The sequence below is a fragment of the Spiroplasma endosymbiont of Agriotes lineatus genome (genome assembly GCF_964019485.1).
In the GTDB taxonomy this organism is placed as follows: domain Bacteria; phylum Bacillota_I; class Bacilli_A; order Mycoplasmatales; family Nriv7; genus Nriv7.
In genome coordinates this window covers 528,917-549,558 of the sequence record NZ_OZ026448.1, presented here as the reverse complement: position 1 = coordinate 549,558, position 20,642 = coordinate 528,917, and the positions used below count along the sequence as shown (strand labels likewise).

The 20,642-nt window shown below is 25.3% G+C and carries 26 protein-coding genes and 1 pseudogene; 5 read left to right on the top strand and 22 right to left on the bottom strand.

Annotated elements, in window-relative coordinates; genetic code table 4:
- Positions 1-141: 141 nt before the first annotated feature.
- Positions 142-786 carry a hypothetical protein gene (locus tag AACK93_RS03545; RefSeq protein ID WP_339025314.1) on the top strand — a complete coding sequence of 215 codons (645 nt, stop codon included), beginning with the start codon at positions 142-144 and terminating at the stop codon, positions 784-786.
- A 167-nt stretch (positions 787-953) separates the two neighbouring features.
- A complete protein-coding gene (locus AACK93_RS03540; RefSeq protein ID WP_339025313.1) occupies positions 954-1,151 on the top strand; it encodes a hypothetical protein in 198 nt (65 codons plus the stop codon).
- 665 nt (positions 1,152-1,816) lie between these two features.
- Here AACK93_RS03540 and AACK93_RS03535 read toward each other — a convergent pair.
- The 5 genes from AACK93_RS03535 to AACK93_RS03515 all read right to left on the bottom strand — a co-directional run bounded on the left by AACK93_RS03535 (position 1,817) and on the right by AACK93_RS03515 (position 7,113).
- Positions 1,817-2,014 carry a hypothetical protein gene (locus tag AACK93_RS03535; RefSeq protein ID WP_339025312.1) on the bottom strand — a complete coding sequence of 66 codons (198 nt, stop codon included), beginning with the start codon at positions 2,012-2,014 and terminating at the stop codon, positions 1,817-1,819.
- A gap of 94 nt (positions 2,015-2,108) precedes the next feature.
- A complete protein-coding gene (locus AACK93_RS03530; protein ID WP_339025311.1) occupies positions 2,109-3,263 on the bottom strand; it encodes an EamA family transporter in 1,155 nt (384 codons plus the stop codon).
- 15 nt (positions 3,264-3,278) lie between these two features.
- Positions 3,279-5,156 (bottom strand): hypothetical protein, encoded by a 1,878-nt coding sequence (locus AACK93_RS03525; protein WP_339025310.1) that lies wholly within the window; start codon positions 5,154-5,156, stop codon positions 3,279-3,281.
- A gap of 39 nt (positions 5,157-5,195) precedes the next feature.
- Positions 5,196-6,110 carry an RluA family pseudouridine synthase gene (locus AACK93_RS03520; protein WP_339025308.1) on the bottom strand — a complete coding sequence of 305 codons (915 nt, stop codon included), beginning with the start codon at positions 6,108-6,110 and terminating at the stop codon, positions 5,196-5,198.
- Between the two features lies 1 nt (position 6,111).
- Positions 6,112-7,113: a hypothetical protein gene (locus AACK93_RS03515; RefSeq protein WP_339025305.1), complete on the bottom strand. Its 1,002-nt coding sequence runs from the start codon at positions 7,111-7,113 to the stop codon at positions 6,112-6,114.
- 98 nt (positions 7,114-7,211) lie between these two features.
- On the opposite strand from AACK93_RS03515, the gene AACK93_RS03510 reads away from it, so the two are divergent.
- Positions 7,212-7,835 (top strand): superoxide dismutase, encoded by a 624-nt coding sequence (locus AACK93_RS03510; RefSeq protein WP_339025304.1) that lies wholly within the window; start codon positions 7,212-7,214, stop codon positions 7,833-7,835.
- A gap of 92 nt (positions 7,836-7,927) precedes the next feature.
- Here AACK93_RS03510 and AACK93_RS03505 read toward each other — a convergent pair.
- The 6 genes and pseudogenes from AACK93_RS03505 to AACK93_RS03480 all read right to left on the bottom strand — a co-directional run.
- A pseudogene (locus AACK93_RS03505) lies at positions 7,928-8,980 on the bottom strand (IS3 family transposase); the annotation flags it as partial.
- Positions 8,981-9,121: 141 nt separating this feature from the next.
- Positions 9,122-9,607, bottom strand: coding sequence for a PTS glucose transporter subunit IIA (locus AACK93_RS03500; protein ID WP_339025303.1), 486 nt, complete (start codon positions 9,605-9,607; stop codon positions 9,122-9,124).
- A gap of 186 nt (positions 9,608-9,793) precedes the next feature.
- Complete coding sequence (locus AACK93_RS03495) at positions 9,794-10,051, bottom strand: hypothetical protein (RefSeq protein WP_339025301.1); 258 nt, start codon at positions 10,049-10,051, stop codon at positions 9,794-9,796.
- 41 nt (positions 10,052-10,092) lie between these two features.
- On the bottom strand, positions 10,093-10,476 hold the full coding sequence (locus tag AACK93_RS03490; RefSeq protein ID WP_339025299.1) for a UPF0236 family transposase-like protein: 384 nt from the start codon (positions 10,474-10,476) through the stop codon (positions 10,093-10,095).
- Between the two features lie 259 nt (positions 10,477-10,735).
- Entirely contained in the window at positions 10,736-10,876 is a 141-nt protein-coding gene (locus tag AACK93_RS03485; RefSeq protein ID WP_339025297.1) for a hypothetical protein, read from the bottom strand.
- A gap of 144 nt (positions 10,877-11,020) precedes the next feature.
- Positions 11,021-11,182, bottom strand: coding sequence for a hypothetical protein (locus AACK93_RS03480; RefSeq protein WP_339025295.1), 162 nt, complete (start codon positions 11,180-11,182; stop codon positions 11,021-11,023).
- 240 nt (positions 11,183-11,422) lie between these two features.
- On the opposite strand from AACK93_RS03480, the gene AACK93_RS03475 reads away from it, so the two are divergent.
- On the top strand, positions 11,423-13,435 hold the full coding sequence (locus tag AACK93_RS03475; protein WP_339025293.1) for a PQQ-binding-like beta-propeller repeat protein: 2,013 nt from the start codon (positions 11,423-11,425) through the stop codon (positions 13,433-13,435).
- 248 nt (positions 13,436-13,683) lie between these two features.
- Here the strand turns inward: AACK93_RS03475 and AACK93_RS03470 are convergent, their stop codons facing one another.
- The 10 genes from AACK93_RS03470 to AACK93_RS03425 form a co-directional block, all read right to left on the bottom strand.
- Entirely contained in the window at positions 13,684-14,211 is a 528-nt protein-coding gene (locus AACK93_RS03470; RefSeq protein ID WP_339025291.1) for a hypothetical protein, read from the bottom strand.
- A 265-nt stretch (positions 14,212-14,476) separates the two neighbouring features.
- Positions 14,477-15,097, bottom strand: a complete 621-nt coding sequence (locus AACK93_RS03465) for a hypothetical protein (RefSeq protein ID WP_339025290.1) — start codon at positions 15,095-15,097, stop codon at positions 14,477-14,479.
- A gap of 4 nt (positions 15,098-15,101) precedes the next feature.
- On the bottom strand, positions 15,102-15,350 hold the full coding sequence (locus AACK93_RS03460; protein ID WP_339025289.1) for a hypothetical protein: 249 nt from the start codon (positions 15,348-15,350) through the stop codon (positions 15,102-15,104).
- Between the two features lie 72 nt (positions 15,351-15,422).
- Entirely contained in the window at positions 15,423-15,638 is a 216-nt protein-coding gene (locus AACK93_RS03455) for a hypothetical protein (RefSeq protein ID WP_339025287.1), read from the bottom strand.
- Between the two features lie 3 nt (positions 15,639-15,641).
- Complete coding sequence (locus tag AACK93_RS03450) at positions 15,642-16,172, bottom strand: hypothetical protein (protein WP_339025286.1); 531 nt, start codon at positions 16,170-16,172, stop codon at positions 15,642-15,644.
- 100 nt (positions 16,173-16,272) lie between these two features.
- Positions 16,273-16,632: a hypothetical protein gene (locus AACK93_RS03445; protein ID WP_339025285.1), complete on the bottom strand. Its 360-nt coding sequence runs from the start codon at positions 16,630-16,632 to the stop codon at positions 16,273-16,275.
- A 24-nt stretch (positions 16,633-16,656) separates the two neighbouring features.
- Positions 16,657-16,983, bottom strand: coding sequence for a hypothetical protein (locus tag AACK93_RS03440; protein WP_339025284.1), 327 nt, complete (start codon positions 16,981-16,983; stop codon positions 16,657-16,659).
- Between the two features lie 327 nt (positions 16,984-17,310).
- Positions 17,311-17,472 carry a hypothetical protein gene (locus AACK93_RS03435; protein ID WP_339025283.1) on the bottom strand — a complete coding sequence of 54 codons (162 nt, stop codon included), beginning with the start codon at positions 17,470-17,472 and terminating at the stop codon, positions 17,311-17,313.
- Entirely contained in the window at positions 17,472-17,693 is a 222-nt protein-coding gene (locus AACK93_RS03430; protein WP_339025282.1) for a hypothetical protein, read from the bottom strand. Before AACK93_RS03430 ends, AACK93_RS03435 begins: the two co-directional genes overlap by 1 nt.
- Before the next feature lie 2 nt (positions 17,694-17,695).
- Positions 17,696-18,022, bottom strand: coding sequence for a hypothetical protein (locus tag AACK93_RS03425; RefSeq protein ID WP_339025280.1), 327 nt, complete (start codon positions 18,020-18,022; stop codon positions 17,696-17,698).
- A 1,033-nt stretch (positions 18,023-19,055) separates the two neighbouring features.
- Between AACK93_RS03425 and AACK93_RS03420 the strand changes: the two genes are divergently transcribed.
- A protein-coding gene (locus tag AACK93_RS03420) for an IS3 family transposase (protein ID WP_339025279.1) occupies positions 19,056-20,119 on the top strand; the annotation gives its coding sequence in 2 pieces (ribosomal slippage) (positions 19,056-19,251 and positions 19,251-20,119; 1,065 coding nt in all).
- A 105-nt stretch (positions 20,120-20,224) separates the two neighbouring features.
- Here AACK93_RS03420 and AACK93_RS03415 read toward each other — a convergent pair.
- Complete coding sequence (locus AACK93_RS03415) at positions 20,225-20,617, bottom strand: hypothetical protein (protein ID WP_339025278.1); 393 nt, start codon at positions 20,615-20,617, stop codon at positions 20,225-20,227.
- Between the last annotated feature and the right edge of the window lie 25 nt (positions 20,618-20,642).

Genomic DNA, 20,642 nt, shown 5'->3' with positions numbered 1-20,642 from the left:
TTGCAAATAACAAACCACACTTACCGCCTAATTTAGAAAATGATTTAAAAGTTAATTTAAAAACCAATATTTATTTAGAAAAAAGATACTTACCCCAACCCAGTATATATTAATATTGATTCAGTAAAAGAGCAATTACCTTTGGAAATAAAAAATTATGGAGAAAACACTAGAGGGTTTGCTGTCTTTACCAATGAACCGGTATTTAAAGAAATTAAAGAAATTTATAATTATAAAAAAGAAAACAACATCCTAGAAGAAAGAGAATTTTTTGATAAAGATTTTCAAAAAACAAATATTGAATATTTTTATACTGCTAAAAAAATTAAAGATGTAAAAATAACAATACAAGAGTATAATTATCCGGGTTCAAACAAATTTCATGTTAAAAAATTTTTAGCAAAATTAGAAACTAAACCAAGTACGGATATTGATTTGTCAGAAACAACCACCAATTTTTACGGTAACCATAACTATAACGATATTTTTGATAATCTTGATTACTTAATGATTCACCGTGGTGATTTTGATAAATTTAATTACTCTTATCTCTATTGAACCCCCGTATTTAATTTCATTGATACCTTAGAAAAAGTTTACTATAAAGAATTTATGATTAAAAATCACGGCTTTAAAGATGAAAGCTATTTTTATCATAAGACTTCTAGTGATAAAAATGTAGTAAATGAGAATGTTTTGAAAATTAAGGCATTTAACAAAACTTTAATCGCGGATAATAACTATTTACAATTATTACATGGTGAAAGTGAAATCTGAAAATACTAACGATTATTATCTAATTAAGTACCTTTTTGGAAAATTAAATTATCTTAATGTTAAATTTAGTTTTCTACGCTATGACCTCGATTTACGAAATGACATTTACCTTTATTTTAAAAACAACATTCCTAATATTAACAACAGCGATTACAAAGATATTTTTGATGAAATCTATGAAATTCCTTGGCAACTTCTTTGCTAGTTTATTTTACGCTACTTTTGACATGGACGAAAAAACTTATACCGAAATTGATTTTAAGGGGGTAGATAATTACAACAAAGATTACTTTATTCAAATCGGCTTCTTTTATCTTTCATTAATTACCTTTTATCCCAAAAAATATTTAATCAATGTTAGTAATAATTCTTAGTCGGGCACATAAAATTTTATTAAGTAGGAAAAGGTTTAAATAATTTTTAATGACAAGCAACGACAATTTAATTATCATTTTATTTGGAAAATAAATAATAAAACAAAATATTTAATATCAACAAACAAAATCTCAATAAAAGGTTATAAAAACTAAGGAAAACGCTTATAAAAATAACATTAAAATAAGTTTTTACAACAAAAATCATACATAAGAAATATATAATTAATTTGCATATTGAAATAATTTATAGTAAATGATTATTTTTTCTTTTTTAAAAAATACCTAAAAAAACTAAACGCGACCGACTTGGTACATAACCTTTAATTTTATCTACTATTTTGATAATATTGTTTTTTAGGCGAAGTACAAATTTTAGATAAATACAAAGATAAAAATGAATTTTATAGTTTAGTAGGCATAAAATATTATAGTTATGTACCAAGTCTAATACAGAAACAGAATAACAACAAATAGTAATTAAAACAAACGATCCAGTTAGGTTTTCTGGTGTTGTTTTGAATAATAAACTTTATATTGGCTCAGACGATTATAATGTTTATGAATATAAAGCAGTTTAAATAGAATTTTTGAATTCAATTTGATAAATTAAACTTTAACTAGTAATAAATAAAAAGTTAATCAATAAATAATTGATTGACTTTTTAACATATTATAACTTTGTTTCTTGAACAACTTCTTCAATAGTATTTATCTTGTTTTTCTATGCTAGTTGCTTTAACTGCTTTTTTACGATTTACAATTAAATGATCAAGACTTCATATCATCGCAAACACTAATTCTATTCCTAATAAAATCATCGCAATAAAACCGATAATACCTCAAGCGCCTAATAAATTCATATTATATATCTCTCTTTTTATATAAGTAAATACACATTAATATTTAATAACAACAAAAAAATATAAAAAAGTAAAACTTTGAACTAATTATATATTATTTCAATTCCATTGGAGGTGTTCAAGCATCCTTATTTTTTTTTAAAAATTTTTCATTAAACATCAACAATATTAACCCAATAAGCACTGGAACTAAAAAGAAATAATATTCTCATTGCGTCGCGCCCAAATACAAATCTTTAATTTGCATATCTAAAATATTAGATTGAATAATACCAAAATTACAATTAGTAGCTTTATATAAACCAAAAATTGCTAAAGAAAGCAATGGCGTTCATAACAACATCACCAATTGAGAAGCAATTCCATAAGAACCATTTAAAATTTTAATACTGCGAAAAAATAAAATTCGCCCAATTGCAATAGCGAAACTAGAAATGATAATAAATAAAAATGTTAACCCCTTCAATTCAACAAAAATTCTAAATTGAGCTCATCCTTCATAACCATAACCCCCACCTATTACAGAAAATATTGGTAAAACAAAAATTAACATTATCCACGATGAACTAAACGCTTTTAAAATTAATGCATCTTTTTCATTAATTTTATTTTTAGACTTACTCATTGCAAAATGAAGAATTGTTGATTCAATTGCATATAAGATCGCCGTTAACAACGACAAAATTATTGCCCATGTAGCTTTTACTCACGGTTGAATATCACTAGGATTAGGACTTAATATTGTTTTATTAAACTCAATAATAATTTGTCAAATAACCAAACCAACAACCGCTAAAGATGTTAAAAGTAGTCCCGACCAAGCAATAAAAGATAATCTTTCTTCTAATAATAATCTTGATAATAAAGCTGTAAAAATTGGGGCAATATTTACTAACACTGTTGCCGTAGCACTCATTTTGGCCGCCAATTGAATTGATAAAATATACAATACTTGTGCAATCGGACCACCAAAAATACCAGCAATAATTACAATCATTCCTAACATACTTTTAGTATTTTTCCAAATTTGTTTTAAAAACTTTAATGGTTTATTATTAAGACAAACAACTAAAATTCAAGAAACAAATTCTTGCATTGTTGCTAAAATAAAACTATTTAATGCTCGCGTATCTAAAAAAATAATTAGTAATGGCGCTAATGAATACATAAAAGCTGAAATAACACCAATCCCTGTACCCGCAAGCAACTCTTGTTTCGTAAAATTAACATTAAATTTTTGTAAACCCATTTTTCCCTCCTTAAATTAATTTTTACCTGTTAATGTATAAACTGCTTGTTTCTTATTTTTACTATTTGTTTGCTGATTATCTTTTCATTTATCTTCGGTTTTAATACTATGAACTTTAATTTTATCGGGATCATCAAAAGCGATCAATTCATCTTTTGTATAAAAATCATCTTTATTTTTCAATTGCTTTTTTAAACGAACAATAATCCAATTAGTTAATGAACTTCGCGATAATATCGCCATTAACTGCAAAGGTTCAGTAATGGCTGCTAATAATATAATCCCTGAAACAGAAATAACAAGAATTAACATAAATAATTTTATAATTCCTTTAATTCCTAATTGTGATGATAATTGTTTATAATTAGTAAATTGATAATAAGCATTAGAAAAAATTAATTTATAAGCAATAACAATTGAAAAAATCATTGGAATAATAATAATTGCCAAATTTTTTCATCAAAACCGAGCATTACTATTATATGTTAAATATTTCCAAGTATAATTACTACTATAAATTCAACGATAAAATAAACCAAAAGTTGTTGATAATATTAAAGCATAAATTGTTAACTGTGCATCTTTTAAATAATATGTAAAAACTGACCCTAAAATTAAACTAATAACTAAACTAATAACTACTTGCATATAAGCGTGATTCGTAGTTTCGCGATGTCTTCCCGCTCCATAAATTAAAATACTCGCAGGTTCACTTATCATTAATAATGCTGAATTAATAGCAAAAATTAACGATAAATGTGGGGTATCAAAAATAGTCTTAATCGCAATATTCTCAAATTCTGGATTATTAGAACTTCTAACAGTTGCTAGCATTTGGACTTTCAATTCACCATATAAGCCATTAACAAAATATGGTGACATAATAAATTGTACGATAAACATAAAAGCAGCCACCATATAAGCAAACAATTCAAATTTAACAAATGTATTCCAACGAATTCTTCCTTGATAAGAAATTCATGTACCAAAAAAGTCTTTAAACGAAGTAATAAATAATAACATAATTACTCTCATATTTATCGCCACCGTCATATATATGGAATACGCCGACGCTGTACGAAAACCAATAAATAAAGCAATTAAAACAAAATCAATATTATTAAAAAGTGCTACCGCACAACTTTTAACCGCAACATAATTACTCTCTTGCAATAATTTATCATTTTTAGTTCATTCTTTAGTTTGCAATCATGGATATTTTAATTTCACATAAATATAAATTAAAATTGACTTAATAATTCCATGAAAAATATAAACTAAAAATGGTAAATAAGCATAGGGATTACCATTTCTAGCACTAATCCACATTCACAAAATAACACCTGTAAAAACTAATAAATCACAAGTTAAATGCACAATTCGATTAAAATAATTACCATTATCAGCTTGAATTAAATTTTCATAAGCACCAACAATGAAAAATGAAATTAAATTTTTTAATGACAACGATATGATAATAATTCATAATTGTCAAAACGGCATCACTTGAATAACATCATCAGTAATAGTTTCACTAACATTATTTCAATAGGCATATAAAGAAAACCCTAAACCTAAAAAAATAACTAATGATAAATAAATTATCCCCGTTTTAATATAATTATTTTTAATCGTACCAACAATATCATTAACAGTAATTCAATCTTTCTTTGATAAGGGATGATACAAATAAAAAATTCCCATAATTCCTAAACTACTCTCGGCCAAACCAATAGTAAATGAAATTGCCATAATAGTTCGTACTAATCCATTCATCTTCGCCCCATAATATTTAATTATTAAATAAATAAGAACAAACTGAAAAATTGAACCTAAAAATGTTCCAATAATTCCTAACAGTGTATTAAAAAAACTTTTGCTTGTTGAATACATTGGCCATTCCCCTTCAATTTAAATCATTTTATCACAAAATTAATTAATTTCTCTGCTATTTATTTCTAATATCTTATCAATATCTGATAAAACAAATTGTTTATTATTTAAATAATTCAAAGGAGCCGGTAAATTTTTAAACTCTAACTTATAAGCAAAAAGCATAATGCGATCATTTAAATTATATTTAGAACCATATTTAATGTCACCCACAATCGGTGTTTTTAAATACTCACAAGATGCTCTAATTTGATGTTTTCTTCCCGTAATAAGTTGGATCTCATATCAACTAAACTTTAATACTCTTTTAAACAATTTAAACTTGGTTACTACCGCTTTACAATTTAGCAATCCTAATTTAGGACTAAACGCCATTTTTTCTTGTATAATATCTTGAAATATATAGCCTTTAACAACTAATGGCAATTCCTTATTAGTAGCTAATAACGATAAATATTTTTTAGTAATATTATTTTGATTTCAAAATTGATGAAAAATATTTAAAGCAATTTTCTTTTTCGCATAAATCACTAAGCCTCTTGTTAATTTATCTAAACGATGTACATGACTAATAGTGAAAGAATAACTTTCATTAATTTGCAAATAATTACGAACCGCTAAATCTAAACAATCACCCACGGGATGATGAATTAAAACATTATGTGGTTTATCAACAATTAAAATATACTCATCTTCATAAATAATTGTCAAAACAATTTGACTAGCAAATTCCTTTTTTATTTCATTTTTGAAAGTTAAATTATCTAAAACAATAATTGTATCATTAGGTTTTAAATAATACTTCAAATCTGTAATAACTTTACCATTTAATTTTATCTTTTTTAAACGAAATAACTTATAAATTAATCGCAAAGGAACAGTATTAAAAGTTTTACACATAAATTTAATAATTGTTTGATGAGCATCATTTTCATCAATAACAAATTGTGTCATCCTAAGTTGCAACCAAAACTGTATAACTAATCAAGTTATTTATTAAATGAATTACAAATGGATATGTTACATTCTCACGACTAAAAATAAATAGTAATGACAACGACAAAGAAAAACCCAAATAACTAAAAATATTTTGAATATCGCCACCCAATCGGACATGCATTCAAGCAAAGTAAAAAGAAGAAATAAAAAACCCCAATCAACGATATCTTGATAACATAAAAATACTATGCCTAGTTGCTAATTCTTCCAATGATGGTGCTGTAATAACAACCATAATAAATAAACCAATCTTGCCACTAATAGTATTTGAAAATTTTTCAATTTCAGTTTGATTAGTAGATTTCTTAGCACCAATGGCATCATTAATAAACTTAAAAACAGCAGTAACTTGAAAAATAATTAACAAAGAAATAATAATCACAATAGCAACTAATAGCACATTATAAAGTAATGTATTACCAATCTTACTTGCCAACTGCTTACTAAAAAACAAAATTATAAAAATTGTTACTAATCTAGTAATGCTTTGTATAAAAAAATCAAGAGCACAACCGGCATTCGTAAGTTCGATTTTATTATCAACTTGGTAATAAAATAATGGCGATGTTTTAATAAAAATGGCAAAGAAAATACTACTAACTGCTTGTGAAAACACAAATAAATAAATTGCTCACGCGCCACTATTAATAAATTTTTTTGCATCTTCAACCATTAATCATCCAAAACTAAAACCATACGAAACTAAATTAAGGATTAAAAATAAAAAAATATAATTATTATTATTTAAAACATAAATCCGAAGTAAATCAAAAATTATTGGAAAAGCAAAAACTGTTATGAGAAATAAACAAGTACTAACTTTAGAAAATAGTTTATAATCATAAACCTGTAAATCATCAACAAAAGTTTTTGGAACTTGATACTTAAGTCTATATCATTTGCACGACTTTAATTGTTGTTGTTGTTGTTGGGGATGCGAAAAACTTTCAGAACTCATCTTTGAACCTTACTCCATTTTTATTTTCTTATATAATCATTATACATTTATATAGTATATGTGTATATAATTAATTTATTAAAAGGAGGAAATTATAAATGTTTCAAAGAAAAGAATTAAATTATTCGTTAGATGCTCTAGAACCAATTATATCTAAAGAAACAATGGATTATCATTACAACAAACATCACAAAGCATATGAAGATGGTTTAAATAATACTCTTGCAAAATTAGAAAATAACAACAAACCTACCGATCTGAATCAATTAATGCGTGACTATTTAACATTGCCAAATGAATACCATGTTGGTATTCGCCAATTCGGTGGCGGATTAATTAATCACAACTTCTTTTTTAGTATTCTAGCTAAAGACAAACCAATTAGTAATGGTAAATTAAAAACTCTTATTGAAGAAACTTATGGGTCAATGGAAAAATGACAAGAAAAAATGTGTGACGCCGCCTTACAAGTCTTTGGTAGTGGTTGAACATGATTATTAATTGATCGTAACGGTAAATTAAAAATTTTTAACACCTTTAACCAAGATAATCCTTGATTTTTAAAATCCTGTCCTTTAATAGGTATTGATGTTTGAGAACATGCCTATTATATTGACTATCGCAACGATCGTAAAACTTATGTAACTAAATTTTTTGATATTATTAACTGAGAAGAAGTTGAAAAACTATATGACACTTATTTAAAAAATAATTCTAAATAATGGAATAGCAACCCTTTTTAGGACACTTTTTATGTAGACTGCCATTTTCTAAATTCAACGGGTGTTAAATAATTTAAGCTGCCGTGAATTTAAATATTGTTGTATCAATTAACAAAATCAAATAGTTCGCATTTTAATTGTGTTAAATTTTCAAATTTTTTACCCTTAATAAATTCTGTTTTAAAGGTTTTGTAAATTGTTTTGGCCACAGCATTATCACAAGGATGGCCTTTGTTGCTTAATGATCTTTTAATGTTAAAAGTTATTAAAATTTCATCAATGATTTTATTTTTGAACTCATTACCACGATCGGTATGAAATAAAGTTATTTTATTTTAATGGTCGTGTTATCTTATGAAAAGCTTGTTGAACTAACTAGTTCGGCGGTTTTGTTTGGCCTAACATTATATCCAATTACTTCGCGATTAAACAAGTCAATTAATAAACAAATATAGTGTCATTTTCCTTCAACTTTCACATATGTTAAATCACTAACAACAACTTCATTAAGTTTTTTGTCATTAAATTCACGATTTAAAACATTACTAATTTGGGCATTATTAGTTGTTGTTTTATGATTACGATATTTTAATTTGGTGTATTTAGAAATCAAATTATTTTTGATCATAATGCATCTGATTTTTCGCCGCGATAAGATGATATCTTTTCTTATTAAAACGGCTTTAATTTTACGAGCCCCATAAATTTTGCGATTTTTATTAAACGCACCGATAACTTCTTGTTCATAGTTATTAACCTGCTTGTTATAGTACATTTATTAGGTTGATAATAATACGTTGATTTTGATAAATCCAAAATCTTATATATTTTCCTCAATGAATATTTGTTTTTGTTGTTATTAATTATTGTTATTTTTTGGCTATTATCAGTGCCGCTTGCTTTAAAATATCGTTTTCCGTTCGTAATTGTTTTAATTCTTTTCGTAAGTAAATTAATTCATTTTCTTCATTACTTTGATTATCTTTTGCTTTAAAAGAACCAGAATTATCGAATGATTTTATTTAATTATAAATAGCAGATTTTGAAATACCATATTCATTAATAATTTCAATAATGCTTTTCCCGTTTTGATAAATCATGATAATTTGTTTTTTAAATTCATCTGTATATGAATTTTTGCCCATTTTTATATTCCTACTTTCTTAATAATTTTATCTTATTTTTAAAGTCCGCATAAATGTGGTTCAACTTATTGTAACCTATCCATAATACTAATTTTAATAAAAAAGATGAATTCATTGAATTCATCTTTTTTATTAAATAATTTATTGAATTATTGCAATAACTTCACCAGCTTTAACAGGACCTAATTTAATATTAGTAATTTTTTTACCTTTTAAACTATCAAGTAAAAAAATTAACGGTGATTGATTTGATTTAATTTCACCAGCAATTTCACTTCAATTAACAACTGCTAATAATTCATTAGCCTTTACTTTTTGACCTTGTTTAACTTTCGGTTCAAACCCCCTACCTTTTAAATTAACCGTATCTAAACCAATGTGTAGTAAACAATCTACTTTTGTTCGATGTTGAATTCCATAAGCGTGATTCGTAGGAAATGCTGAGGTTATCGCGCCTGCAAACGGTGCATAAAACTCATTAGCGGCAGGGGTTAATGCTACACCATCACCTAACATCTTTTCATTAAACACTTCATCATCAACATCAGTAATATTAATTACTTCACCATCTACTGGTGACAAAACTTCAATTTGCTTTTTTTTAAAAAAATCACAAAAACTAAACATTTAATTATTTTCCTTTCATATATTGTATACATCTTTAAATTATATGTGAAAAAATCACTTTTGTCATTAAAAAAAAGTGATAGGTCGCGTTTAGTTTTCTTAGGTATTTTTTCTTTTTTAAAAAATACCTAAGAAAACTAAACGCGACCATTATTAATTTTATTAAATTTTAACTAATATTTTTACTTACTTAAATGTAATATATTTATTTGTATATACAATTCTACCTTTATTAATTCAACTAGCATCATTTTTCTTATTATATTTATTTCATAATGAAGTTTTATATATTTCTTTTCTGATTTCTATTTCTGAATTAATATTTTCATTAATATAATGCAATACATTTAATTTGTTTAAATTTGCCATTCTTAAATGTAATAGGTTATTTAAATTCTTATGATTATATATTCTCGCCCCACATCCTAATTGTTGTTTTACCAAATGTGACACATCACTTTCAATGCTACAACCAATATTTCATTCTAAATTTTGATGATGAATACCATACCATGCTTATTGTTTTTGAAATAATTACTCGCCTTTCTTAAATTTATTTTAATATCTTTATTTAATTCATTTTTAGCATCATTACGAATGGTTTTGATTAATTCTTGATGATTTCCATCCTTATATAATTCAATTCAATTATTTAGTGTTGCTTTGCGATTTTCAAAAATAATATTAAATGCCTTTTGTTTTAATTTTTTAATAGCGTGATAACCATCTAAAATATATCTAACATTACCAAAAATATTGGCAATTTCTCTAATTCAAGTAGCACCATCGCCACAAACAATTATTCTGTCATAATTAGCATTTACATAATGTTTTTGTAATTCCTTAATTAATAAATCACGATAATCCATCGTATTTATTTGTTTATCAACTTTTAAAATTAGAAAATGACCTCGTTTGTTTTCTAATTCTCTACAAGCATTTTTGTATTTTTTTTCTTTATGTCCGGCATGAAAAGTAACTAAACGAATTTTTTGATCTTGTTTAACTTTATGATCTAATGTCGCTAAAAATGCCTCATCTAGTTAAATATATAAATCCTTATTTTTAACATCAATTCTAGTTTTAGTTTCTTTTTCTGCTAGTTGGAAATATTCAGCAATATCGTATTTATTTAAAATATTTGAAAATATTACCTTTTGAAATATAACAATGATTTAGAGCATCTAAAACATCGCGATACCGTTTACCATCACCCAGAAGACTTAAAACTTTAAATTGAACATCAAAATAAATGCATTGTTTAGGCAATAAACCAATTTCTTTATCTAATAAACATACATATTCAAATTTACCTGATTTTTGATTTCAATATTTATATCGGCGTCGTTTAAAAGTAACATCACCAAAAATTGTAATAATTGTTCTTCAAGCAAAATGAACTACTTTATAACCTTATTTTAACCGATAATGATATTTATATAAGTATTCATCTAATTTTTCATATTCGTTGGCTAATTGTTCACATTTATTGGTGTACATATTTTTATGGGTTGTAAATAGACTTAATCAATGCTTGTTTTCTACAGTTTTTAAATTATTTTTAATTTCTAACATAAAAAAAATCGCCTTTCTTGGTAGTGGTTTTAACAAAGTTAAATTTCGTTAGTTTATTTTTCTGTTTTAATGATAATTTTTTTTAGAATTAGTGTTCAATATTCTAAAAAATGATAAAAATTTTATTTTATGATTTATAATTAAATTTGTATTAATTTAAAATTTATAATTTTAAGTGGAGGCGATAATTACTACAAAAATTTATTAAATTAGCAAAAATTCACAAAAAGGATTTAATAAATGAAAAAATTACTAGAAATTTTAGGAACAATAACAATAGCAGGAACTGGAATGTCGGGCATTGTCGGAAACGCTCCAACTCAAACAAAAAATGAAATTAATTTTTTACAAACAAATAATTTAGAAAACATAAATTATAAAAGACAAAAATGAAGCAATAATGAAAATAATAAAATAAATATAGTAAAAACTGTAATCAACACGAATGGGATAGTTCGTTCGGATGGTATTATTTTTAATAGCAAAGTATATTTTGGTTCATGAGATCATAATGTTTATGAATATGATCCATTGACAGGTCAACAAAAAGTTGTTATTCGAGCAAACGGAGAAATTTGAACTTCTGGAGTTATGTTAAATAACAAATTATATTTTGGTTCAGATGATCACAAAGTATATGAATATGATCCATTGACAGGTAAACAAAAAGTTGTTATTGAAGCGATAGACAATGCTCTTGGTGTAGTTAATAATATAAGATCGTCTGGCGTAGTACTAAATAATAAACTTTATTTTGGATGTAGTAATAGTCGGGTTTATGAGTACGATCCCGCTACAGGTCAACAAAAAGTTGTTATTCAAGCAAGGGAATGAATTGATTCAGCTGGCGTAGTATTAAATAATAAATTATATATTGGTTCAGCAGATAAAAATGTATATGAGTATGATCCTGTAACTGAACAACAAAAAGTTGTCATTACAGCAAGTAGTGTAATTTATTCTTCTGGTATTGTATTAAATAATAAGCTTTATTTTGGTTCATGAGATCATAATGTTTATGAATATGATCCATTGACAGGTCAACAAAAAGTTGTTATTCGAGCAAACGGAGAAATTTGAACTTCTGGAGTTATGTTAAATAACAAATTATATTTTGGTTCAGATGATCACAAAGTATATGAATATGATCCATTGACAGGTAAACAAAAAGTTGTTATTGAAGCGATAGACAATGCTCTTGGTGTAGTTAATAATATAAGATCGTCTGGCGTAGTACTAAATAATAAACTTTATTTTGGATGTAGTAATAGTCGGGTTTATGAGTACGATCCCGCTACAGGTCAACAAAAAGTTGTTATTCAAGCGAGGGGATGAATTGATTCAGCTGGTGTAGTATTAAATAATAAATTATATATTGGTTCAGCAGATAAAAATGTATATGAGTATAGTTGATATTATTTAAATTCTGATTTAGATATATCACAACAAAATAAAATTATTAATTTAAATGAATTAATTCAAGAAGCGATATTTTTTAAATTTCAAGATGAAAATCCAAATTTAAAATTTAAAGAAATAAAAAATATTGATACTAATAATTTAACTTTTTCAAATGTTGAAGTTACAAGAAAAGAAAATTCATTTTTATGATCTAATGTTCCTAAAAATGTATGTTCTGATAGAGAAATTATTAATAAAACTCCGAATACAAGATCATTTAATGTACCTGCTTGTGAATATAATTTAAAATCAAAATTAGTATTTCAAATTACAACAGGATTAACTAAAACAAAACAAGAAAATAAATTAAATGGTTGAAACATAAATTCTGATGATGAAATGAAATTAACAGATTTTACAAATATAAATAATAAAAATTCTGAAATCATTAATGTATTATCAAATGAATTTGATTTATCAAACACAAATAAACAAGAACAAGAAATGATTTTAAGTATTTTTAAGGAACCCGTTGATAAATTTGAACTTAACCCCAATGAAAAATTACAAATTAATTATTTTGTAAGAATAGTTAAATCTGGAATTACGTTAAATTTAAAACAAAAAATTAATGGAACAATTAGTGCCAAAATAATTGATGATAACAATAAAGAACAAATAATTACATTATCAATTACAGAAGTAATGCAAATTTTACAAAAATATAGTTTATTACCCAATGAAATTGCTATAGATAAAAACAATGATAAAATAACATTTAACGGTGGCGCATTTTTTTCATCAGAAAGAGAAGGGCCGGTAAGAACAAATACAGTTACTACTATAGTATAAGGTTTTATAAAAACGATATTAGCCTATTTAGAACAATAATTTTAATTAAAACAAGCATAACAAGTTTAAATTTCTTATAAAAACAAGAAAAATATTCAAACCAGTAATTTTAATTAATTACTGGTTTTTATCTTGACAAAATAGAAAGAAGAAAAAATGAAAAATTGCTTATTTGTTTAAGGGTGTTGTCATCATAGAAAACTAACCTTTCTTTGGGTAGTAATTTTAACAGTTTTTAAATTTAGTTATTACGGATTTTCAATTTTAATTTCAAAGTTACTTGTATTTCTTAATGTATAATCTATTGTATTATCGCTATTGTCTCAAATTTCTAACTTTGTACTTTGTACTTTGATTGTTATTTTTTTATTAATTATTCAAAGCTCATGTGGCTTTATATTAGGGCCGTTAGGGCCAGTTATTTTTTGCCTATATGTAGTTATTAATTTTGTAATTTTATCTTGTTTATCTTGATTATTGTAAAATTCTTTTGTAAATAGGAAAATAAGTTTGTTTAAATTTTTTAATTCTGGTAATTTTTTATTTAGATTGATATTGTCTTTTTGATACATGTTAATTTCTCCAACTCTATTTTTATCTCTTAAAAGATGAAAATATACTTTTTCTAAGTTTTCGATTTCAAAATTATAAATTTTATCACTTTGTCTTTTAGTTCTAATTAGTTGTATTGTTGTTTTATCATTATTAATGTTCGGGGGAATAGTAAAAATGTTATTGAAACTAATGGTTAGCACGGTAAATATTTTCATAAACATTTTTATTGCTCCTTTTTAAAATATTTTATTTTTTATTGTTCTTTTTTCTTTAATTTTTTTAATAAGTCACTCAATACCACAATTTATAATTAAAGCTATTGTAATGCATATATCTAAATACCCTAGTATCATAAGTGAAATTAATGCTTCAAATTTTTCATATAATAATTTCAAATCATTAATTTCCAATTTTAAAAATGGAATGAAAAAGATAATAATCATAAAAATGTAAGGCAAAATTTTCCATCAATATTTTTTTAAAGAATTAATGAGTTTGTTTGATTTCATTTTTCAAGGCTCTTTTTGCTTTAATTTTTTGAATAATCAAGCGGATTAATTTTTCAAATTTAATTGCAAAATATATTGCTCCGCCTCATCAAAAAACAAATATTCCTGCGAGCATAATACCACTATTGAACTTGCCAAAGAATTTAACCATTTCTTTATTCATAAAATTATTAAATTCATCACTTGTTCCGGTTATTCATTTAGTATCAATTACTGTTAATGCACAAATTAATAAACTTATAAAGATGAAAATGATACTTAATACTATTTTTAACCACTGCTTTTTAAAAGAAATTTTAATTCTTAATTTTAATGGCAGTTTTTCTTTTGAATTATCTTTTTTAAATAATTTTGCTAAAAGTTTTTTCATTTTTATTCTCCTTTCGTGTTTAAAAATTTTTAATTTTTGGTTTTTAATTATTAAGTCTGATTTTTGATTAATATGAATAGTATTTCACTTTTCTAATTCTAAAATTTCTTTATTTTTTTCCATTATTATGTATTTAAGAGTATTAACACTATTTTCTAATATGACATTAACAATTTTTAATTTGTCATTCTCTATTTCTAATTCTTGTTTTTTGGTTCATTTTTCCATTTTTTTACCCACCTTTAATTACAATAAATAAGGCAATAAGTACACAAGCAACACCAAGAATGGTAAAAATTGGGTGTTGCGAAAATATCCGGGCCATTGGTTTAAATAGTTCTAAAATTGTTAAATTGCTAGTAATAAACTTTTGGAAATTGGCAAGCCCTTCGCTAATATAGTTTGTTAAAGTTTCAAAATGACTACCAGCTAATAACCCAAGAACAGTTATTAAGATAAAAATAATAATTAGTTTAAACATTGTTAGTTACCTTGTTTTGTTTTTATTGGTTTTATTTGTTTTTTAGCTTTTCCTCACGCACTTAATCGACTCTTATTTTTTAACAGCATATTGGCGTTGTTTTTCTAAATTAACTTGTAGACTACCAAATCCAAGAATAATTGCCATAAGAAATTCTACAGCCAGTGTTAAGAATAAAGGAAATATTAATTGAATTTTTGTTCCTGGTACTTCTAAACTTCAAATTAAATCAAAAATTTTATAAAGCATTTGGGCCAGAAAGTCGGCCATTTTTGCGAGATTTTCCATTTTTTATTGTTCCTTTTCTTTCGTTTTTCTTAAAAATTTGCTAAATTTATCCATTTTTAAGTATTCTAAGTCTTCTAAATCAATTGCGGTGTCAGTATAGTATTTGTCTTCATAATCAGGATTTACTTTTGCATTTAAGTAATCTCTTAAAAATGCTAGGTAAAAAGAATTGTAAGTGTTAAGTATTGGTAAAGGAATTTTTAGTTTAAAAAAATAAATATCAAGTTCAGGAATATCACGATATTTAATGCGACGACCACTTTTACTATTTTTAGCATCAATTAAGGTGTTTCGTCAGCGTTCATATTCTTCAATGCTCGTAAAGGCGCCATAAATGACTTTTAAGTAGGGACGAAAAATATTAACGGGTTTTTTACGAATGACGACAATCACATTATTGGCAATATCACGAACTTTAACTCAAATATGTTTATCTCTTTGACCACCAGTCAGCACAATATGACCAAAATGCCGTGCCAGAGCAAAATACTCTTGGATACCGTTTTCTTCGTTTTTGGTATTATTTTTTTTCAATCTGTTACTTCTAAAAATAAATTGGTTTCATCTCATAACAGTAAGGTTTTGTCTGGCAATACCGGATAATCAAAGTCTAATAATCCCATATGTCCTAAAATTAATTTTTGGGTTTCTCTAGTAATGGGAAGGTTGATGCGATGTGATATTTTTTCTTTTTTAGTAATTTTGATGCGTATACTAGAAAGGCGGTTTTCCCAGTCCTTAACGAACCAATAACAATATTTAATGGTGAGTTATTTTTTAAGAAATTAATCACTTTGTTAATTTGTGTTAAATTACCGATTTTAAAAAGGAAAATTAAAATACAACCCGCTAAAAATAAATAGCTTACAATGTTTTTAAAATAACCGTTGTAAATGTATCAAATTGCTCCGCAATGTCATAAAATTAAAAATGAAGTACGATTTAATTCAATAAAATGGTTATTTTTTTCTATTATTCATTTGCAAAATTTCATCTTGCACCCCGCTTTATTTTTTTATTAGCGGACTGCTCCAAGTAATTTTTCAAACATTTTAAAACAAATAAAGAATATTGCCAAAATAAATGGAAAAATGAATATTCAATAGTCGGCAAAGAAGTTACTGACTTGCGGCATATTAACAGCAATAATTTTTCACATTTTAGTAAACGCCGTTATAATTGCATTTCACAATTTAGTCATCGCGTCACCAGCTGTTATTTTTTCTACTGTTGCTGGCGGGGGGGGTGCATTGGCCAAGAAAGTTCCAATCATATAATCACCCCCTTTCTTTTTAAAACATTCATCATTTATATTCAAAGTTTTTCTTAAATTTGTTAAAACCACGATTAACCTTAACACGATTGTATTTTTTTCTAATTAATTTTGAATTTCTCTGTGAATATATCACAATGTAACTTCGCGATATTACTTTTGTTTCTATCTAAATACTGATATGGCTTTTCAAAGTAGTATTAAAATAAATCACACCATAATCGCTGTTAAGAATCAAAAAGCAATGTTTGCTATTAAAAGTCAAAGTGGTGCTTCGGTTAATTTAATTTCTTTACCACCAGTAATGTGAGCCGGAATAGTTGTAATTTGAATAAATAAATCTCAGAAAGTTTGTTTAATTTGTTCTCAATTAAATTATTTTAAATTTATTGTCATTTTTTATTTTCCAAAAATCATTTTTATTGGTAAATACATAATTGAAATTAATGCGAAAAGAAAAGTAATGATAATAATTAATCCGGCAATAAACGAGACTTGTGCAGGCATTTTTTCCATCGAAATAAACAGTTCTAAAAATTCCATAATAATTTCTCAAAACATTATTTTTTATTCTCATTATTTTCTTTTGAATTAGGACCTTTAACCCATTCTTCAAAGCGAGCAATAAATACCTTTTCATCTTTTGTGAAATTACCAATATTATTTTTAATGGCATTTTTATATTTAATTCGCATTTTTATTTTGGCATAAATTTTATAAGCAAAATATGCCAATAGCATTATGCAAATGATAATAAATATTATTCCAATCGCAATATTCATTTTTAAACTCCTTTAAAATAGTTATAATTTATATCTTTTTTGTTGTTTTCTTTTCCGGCAATGAAGAAGCTTAATAATTCTTGTCCCTTAATTAATTTGGTTTCATTTTCTTTTTGATTAATTGAAATTACTTGATATTTATTATCTTTTATTATTCCGATGCAAATAGAATTTTCATATTTTCCTTTATAAACAAATCGCTTTGCAAACCAAATACCGATTTGTTCATTAAATCACGGAATTTTTGGTGCTTTAATAGGTATTGCGTTTTGTTTTTCTTTTAAGAGATATTTTTTAATATTTAAGAAAACGTTTTCAATGTTTTTCATAATAAATTACCTTTCTTATAAATAAACTAAGTTATATTAACTAAGTTGTTAGTTAACTTAGTTTTTTAAACACTTATATATCGCAGATTTAAGTGTTTAACAAGCTTTGTAAGTAAATTTTGTTTTTTAATTAAATAAAGATTTTAATAATTTTAAACTTAGTATATCCCCTACATAGAAATTTCTACACTTTAACATCCGCGTCCTGCCCTTGGAACTAATTTAATAGCGGGTCGCGTTTAGTTTTCTTAGGTATTTTTTAAAAAAGAAAAAATAATCATTTACTATAAATTATTTCAATATGCAAATTAAGTATATATTTCTTATGTATGATTTTTGTTGTAAAAACTTATTTTAATGTTGTTTTTATAAGCGTTTTCCTTGGTTTTTATAACCTTTTATTGAGATTTTGTTTGTTAATATTAAATATTTTGTTTTATTATTTATTTTCTAAATAAAATGATAATTAAGTTGTCTTTGCTTGTCATTAAAAATTATTTAAACCTTTTCCTACACCTACCTAACAAAACTTTATGCGCCCTAATAGCGTGTATATTTTTAGGAAATCAACCCATTCATTTTTTTATTGCAAAATGAAACAAATTGCTATAGCTAATAAGATGTGTTATCTATCAACTGGTAAACTCCTTTTGGTTATGGCGACCACCCACAATTTATCGTGCTTTAATACATACCAACATTATTAACTCACTTGTATTTAATTTTCAAAGAACAAATTTATAACATCTTATAAAATAAAAAGACAATCATTGCTGACTGTCTTAATACTTATTCAAATATTTTCCCACCTAACAAAACTTTATGCGTCCTATTAATTTTATTAAATTTTCACTAATATTTTTAATTACTTAAATATAATATATTTATTTGTATATACAATGTTACCTTTACTATGGATAGGCTACAATAAGTTGGACCATAATTATATAGACTTCGAAATTATTAAGAAAGAAGGAATATAAAAATGGGAAATAAAACCTCATACTCTGAAGAATTTAAAAAATAAATTGTCATGCTATACAAAAATGGCAAAAGTGTTATTAATTTAGGGAAAGAATATAATTTACCAAAACCAACTATTTATAGTTGAGTTAAAAATTATAATAATTCTGGTTCATTTAAAACAAAAGACAATCGCAAACTAAAAGAAAATGAAATAATAACTTTACGAAAAGAACTTAAAGATTTAAAAATGGAAAATGACATTTTAAAGCAAGCCGCACTGATAATGGCCAAAAAATAATAATAATTAATAGCAATAAGAAAAAATATTCAATAAGAAAAATGTGTAAATTATTAAATATTTCAAAATCCAATTACTATTATCAAATTAATAAATACACAAGGAAAATAGTGAATAATTATAATCAAGAAATTATCAGTGCATTTAACGAAGGCCGCCAAGTCTATGGAGCTCGAAAAATCAAAGTAGTATTAGCTCATAAAAGTATTAACCTATCTAGACGCAAAATTAGAAACATTATGAAAAACAATAATTTGATATCAAAGTACACAAAAACAAGACTTAAATGCAAAAATATTCAAGTAAATAATGATTCAGTAAATAACATTGTAAACCGAGACTTTAATAATAGAAAAATAAATGAAATTATCGTTAGTGACTTAACTTATATAAAAGTGGGTTTTAAATGATTTTATGTATGTCTCCTAATTGATTTGTATAATCGCGAGATTGTTGGTTATAGTTCCGGACCAAATAAAAATACGGAGTTGGTTTATCAAGCTATTATGCGAATTACTAGATCATTATCAAAAATTGAAATATTTCATACCGACCGAGGTAATGAGTTTAAAAATAATATAATTGATCAATTATTATCTACATTTAAAATTCAAAGATCATTGAGTGCGAAGGGTTGTCCATATGATAATGCAGTTGCTGAAGCAACTTATAAAGTTTTTAAAACAGAATTTATTAATGGTAGAAAATTCAATGATCTTGCGCAATTAGAACTTGAATTATTTGATTACATTAATTGATACAATAATCTTAGAATACATGGCAGTTTAAATTATTTATCTCCAGTTACTTTTAGAAAACAAATGTCTATATAAAAATTGTCCTAAAAAGGGTTGCCAATCCAGGAAAACGATTTCTATTTTTCCGATTACAAATAAACAAATGCTTTCATTAGGACACATGTCTTTATTAGATTATAATTATCCGATATTAGAAGAAAGCATGAATAGGTTACAATAAGTTGGGTCATATTTATGTGGACTTTCAAAATAAGACAAAATTATTAAGAAAGCAGAAATATAATCTAGATGATGAACCCCATTCATAAAACTACTATTAAAAATTGCTAAGGCAATATTATTGCTATCAATGGGGTCATTTTGCAAAAACAATTTAACAATCATTGTCATAATTGTATTTGCCATAATAAATAATGTTGGAATTAATGGAATTGCAATAATGATAATCAACATATTTTTAATTGCTTGTTTCAATTTCATGATGGCGATTATTAATACATCCACGCAATCCGCTTTGGTGCCAATAATGACAGTAAACATAGCCCTATTGCAAATTGCTGCAACCCCAAACAACAATCAATATATCGTGGCTAATATT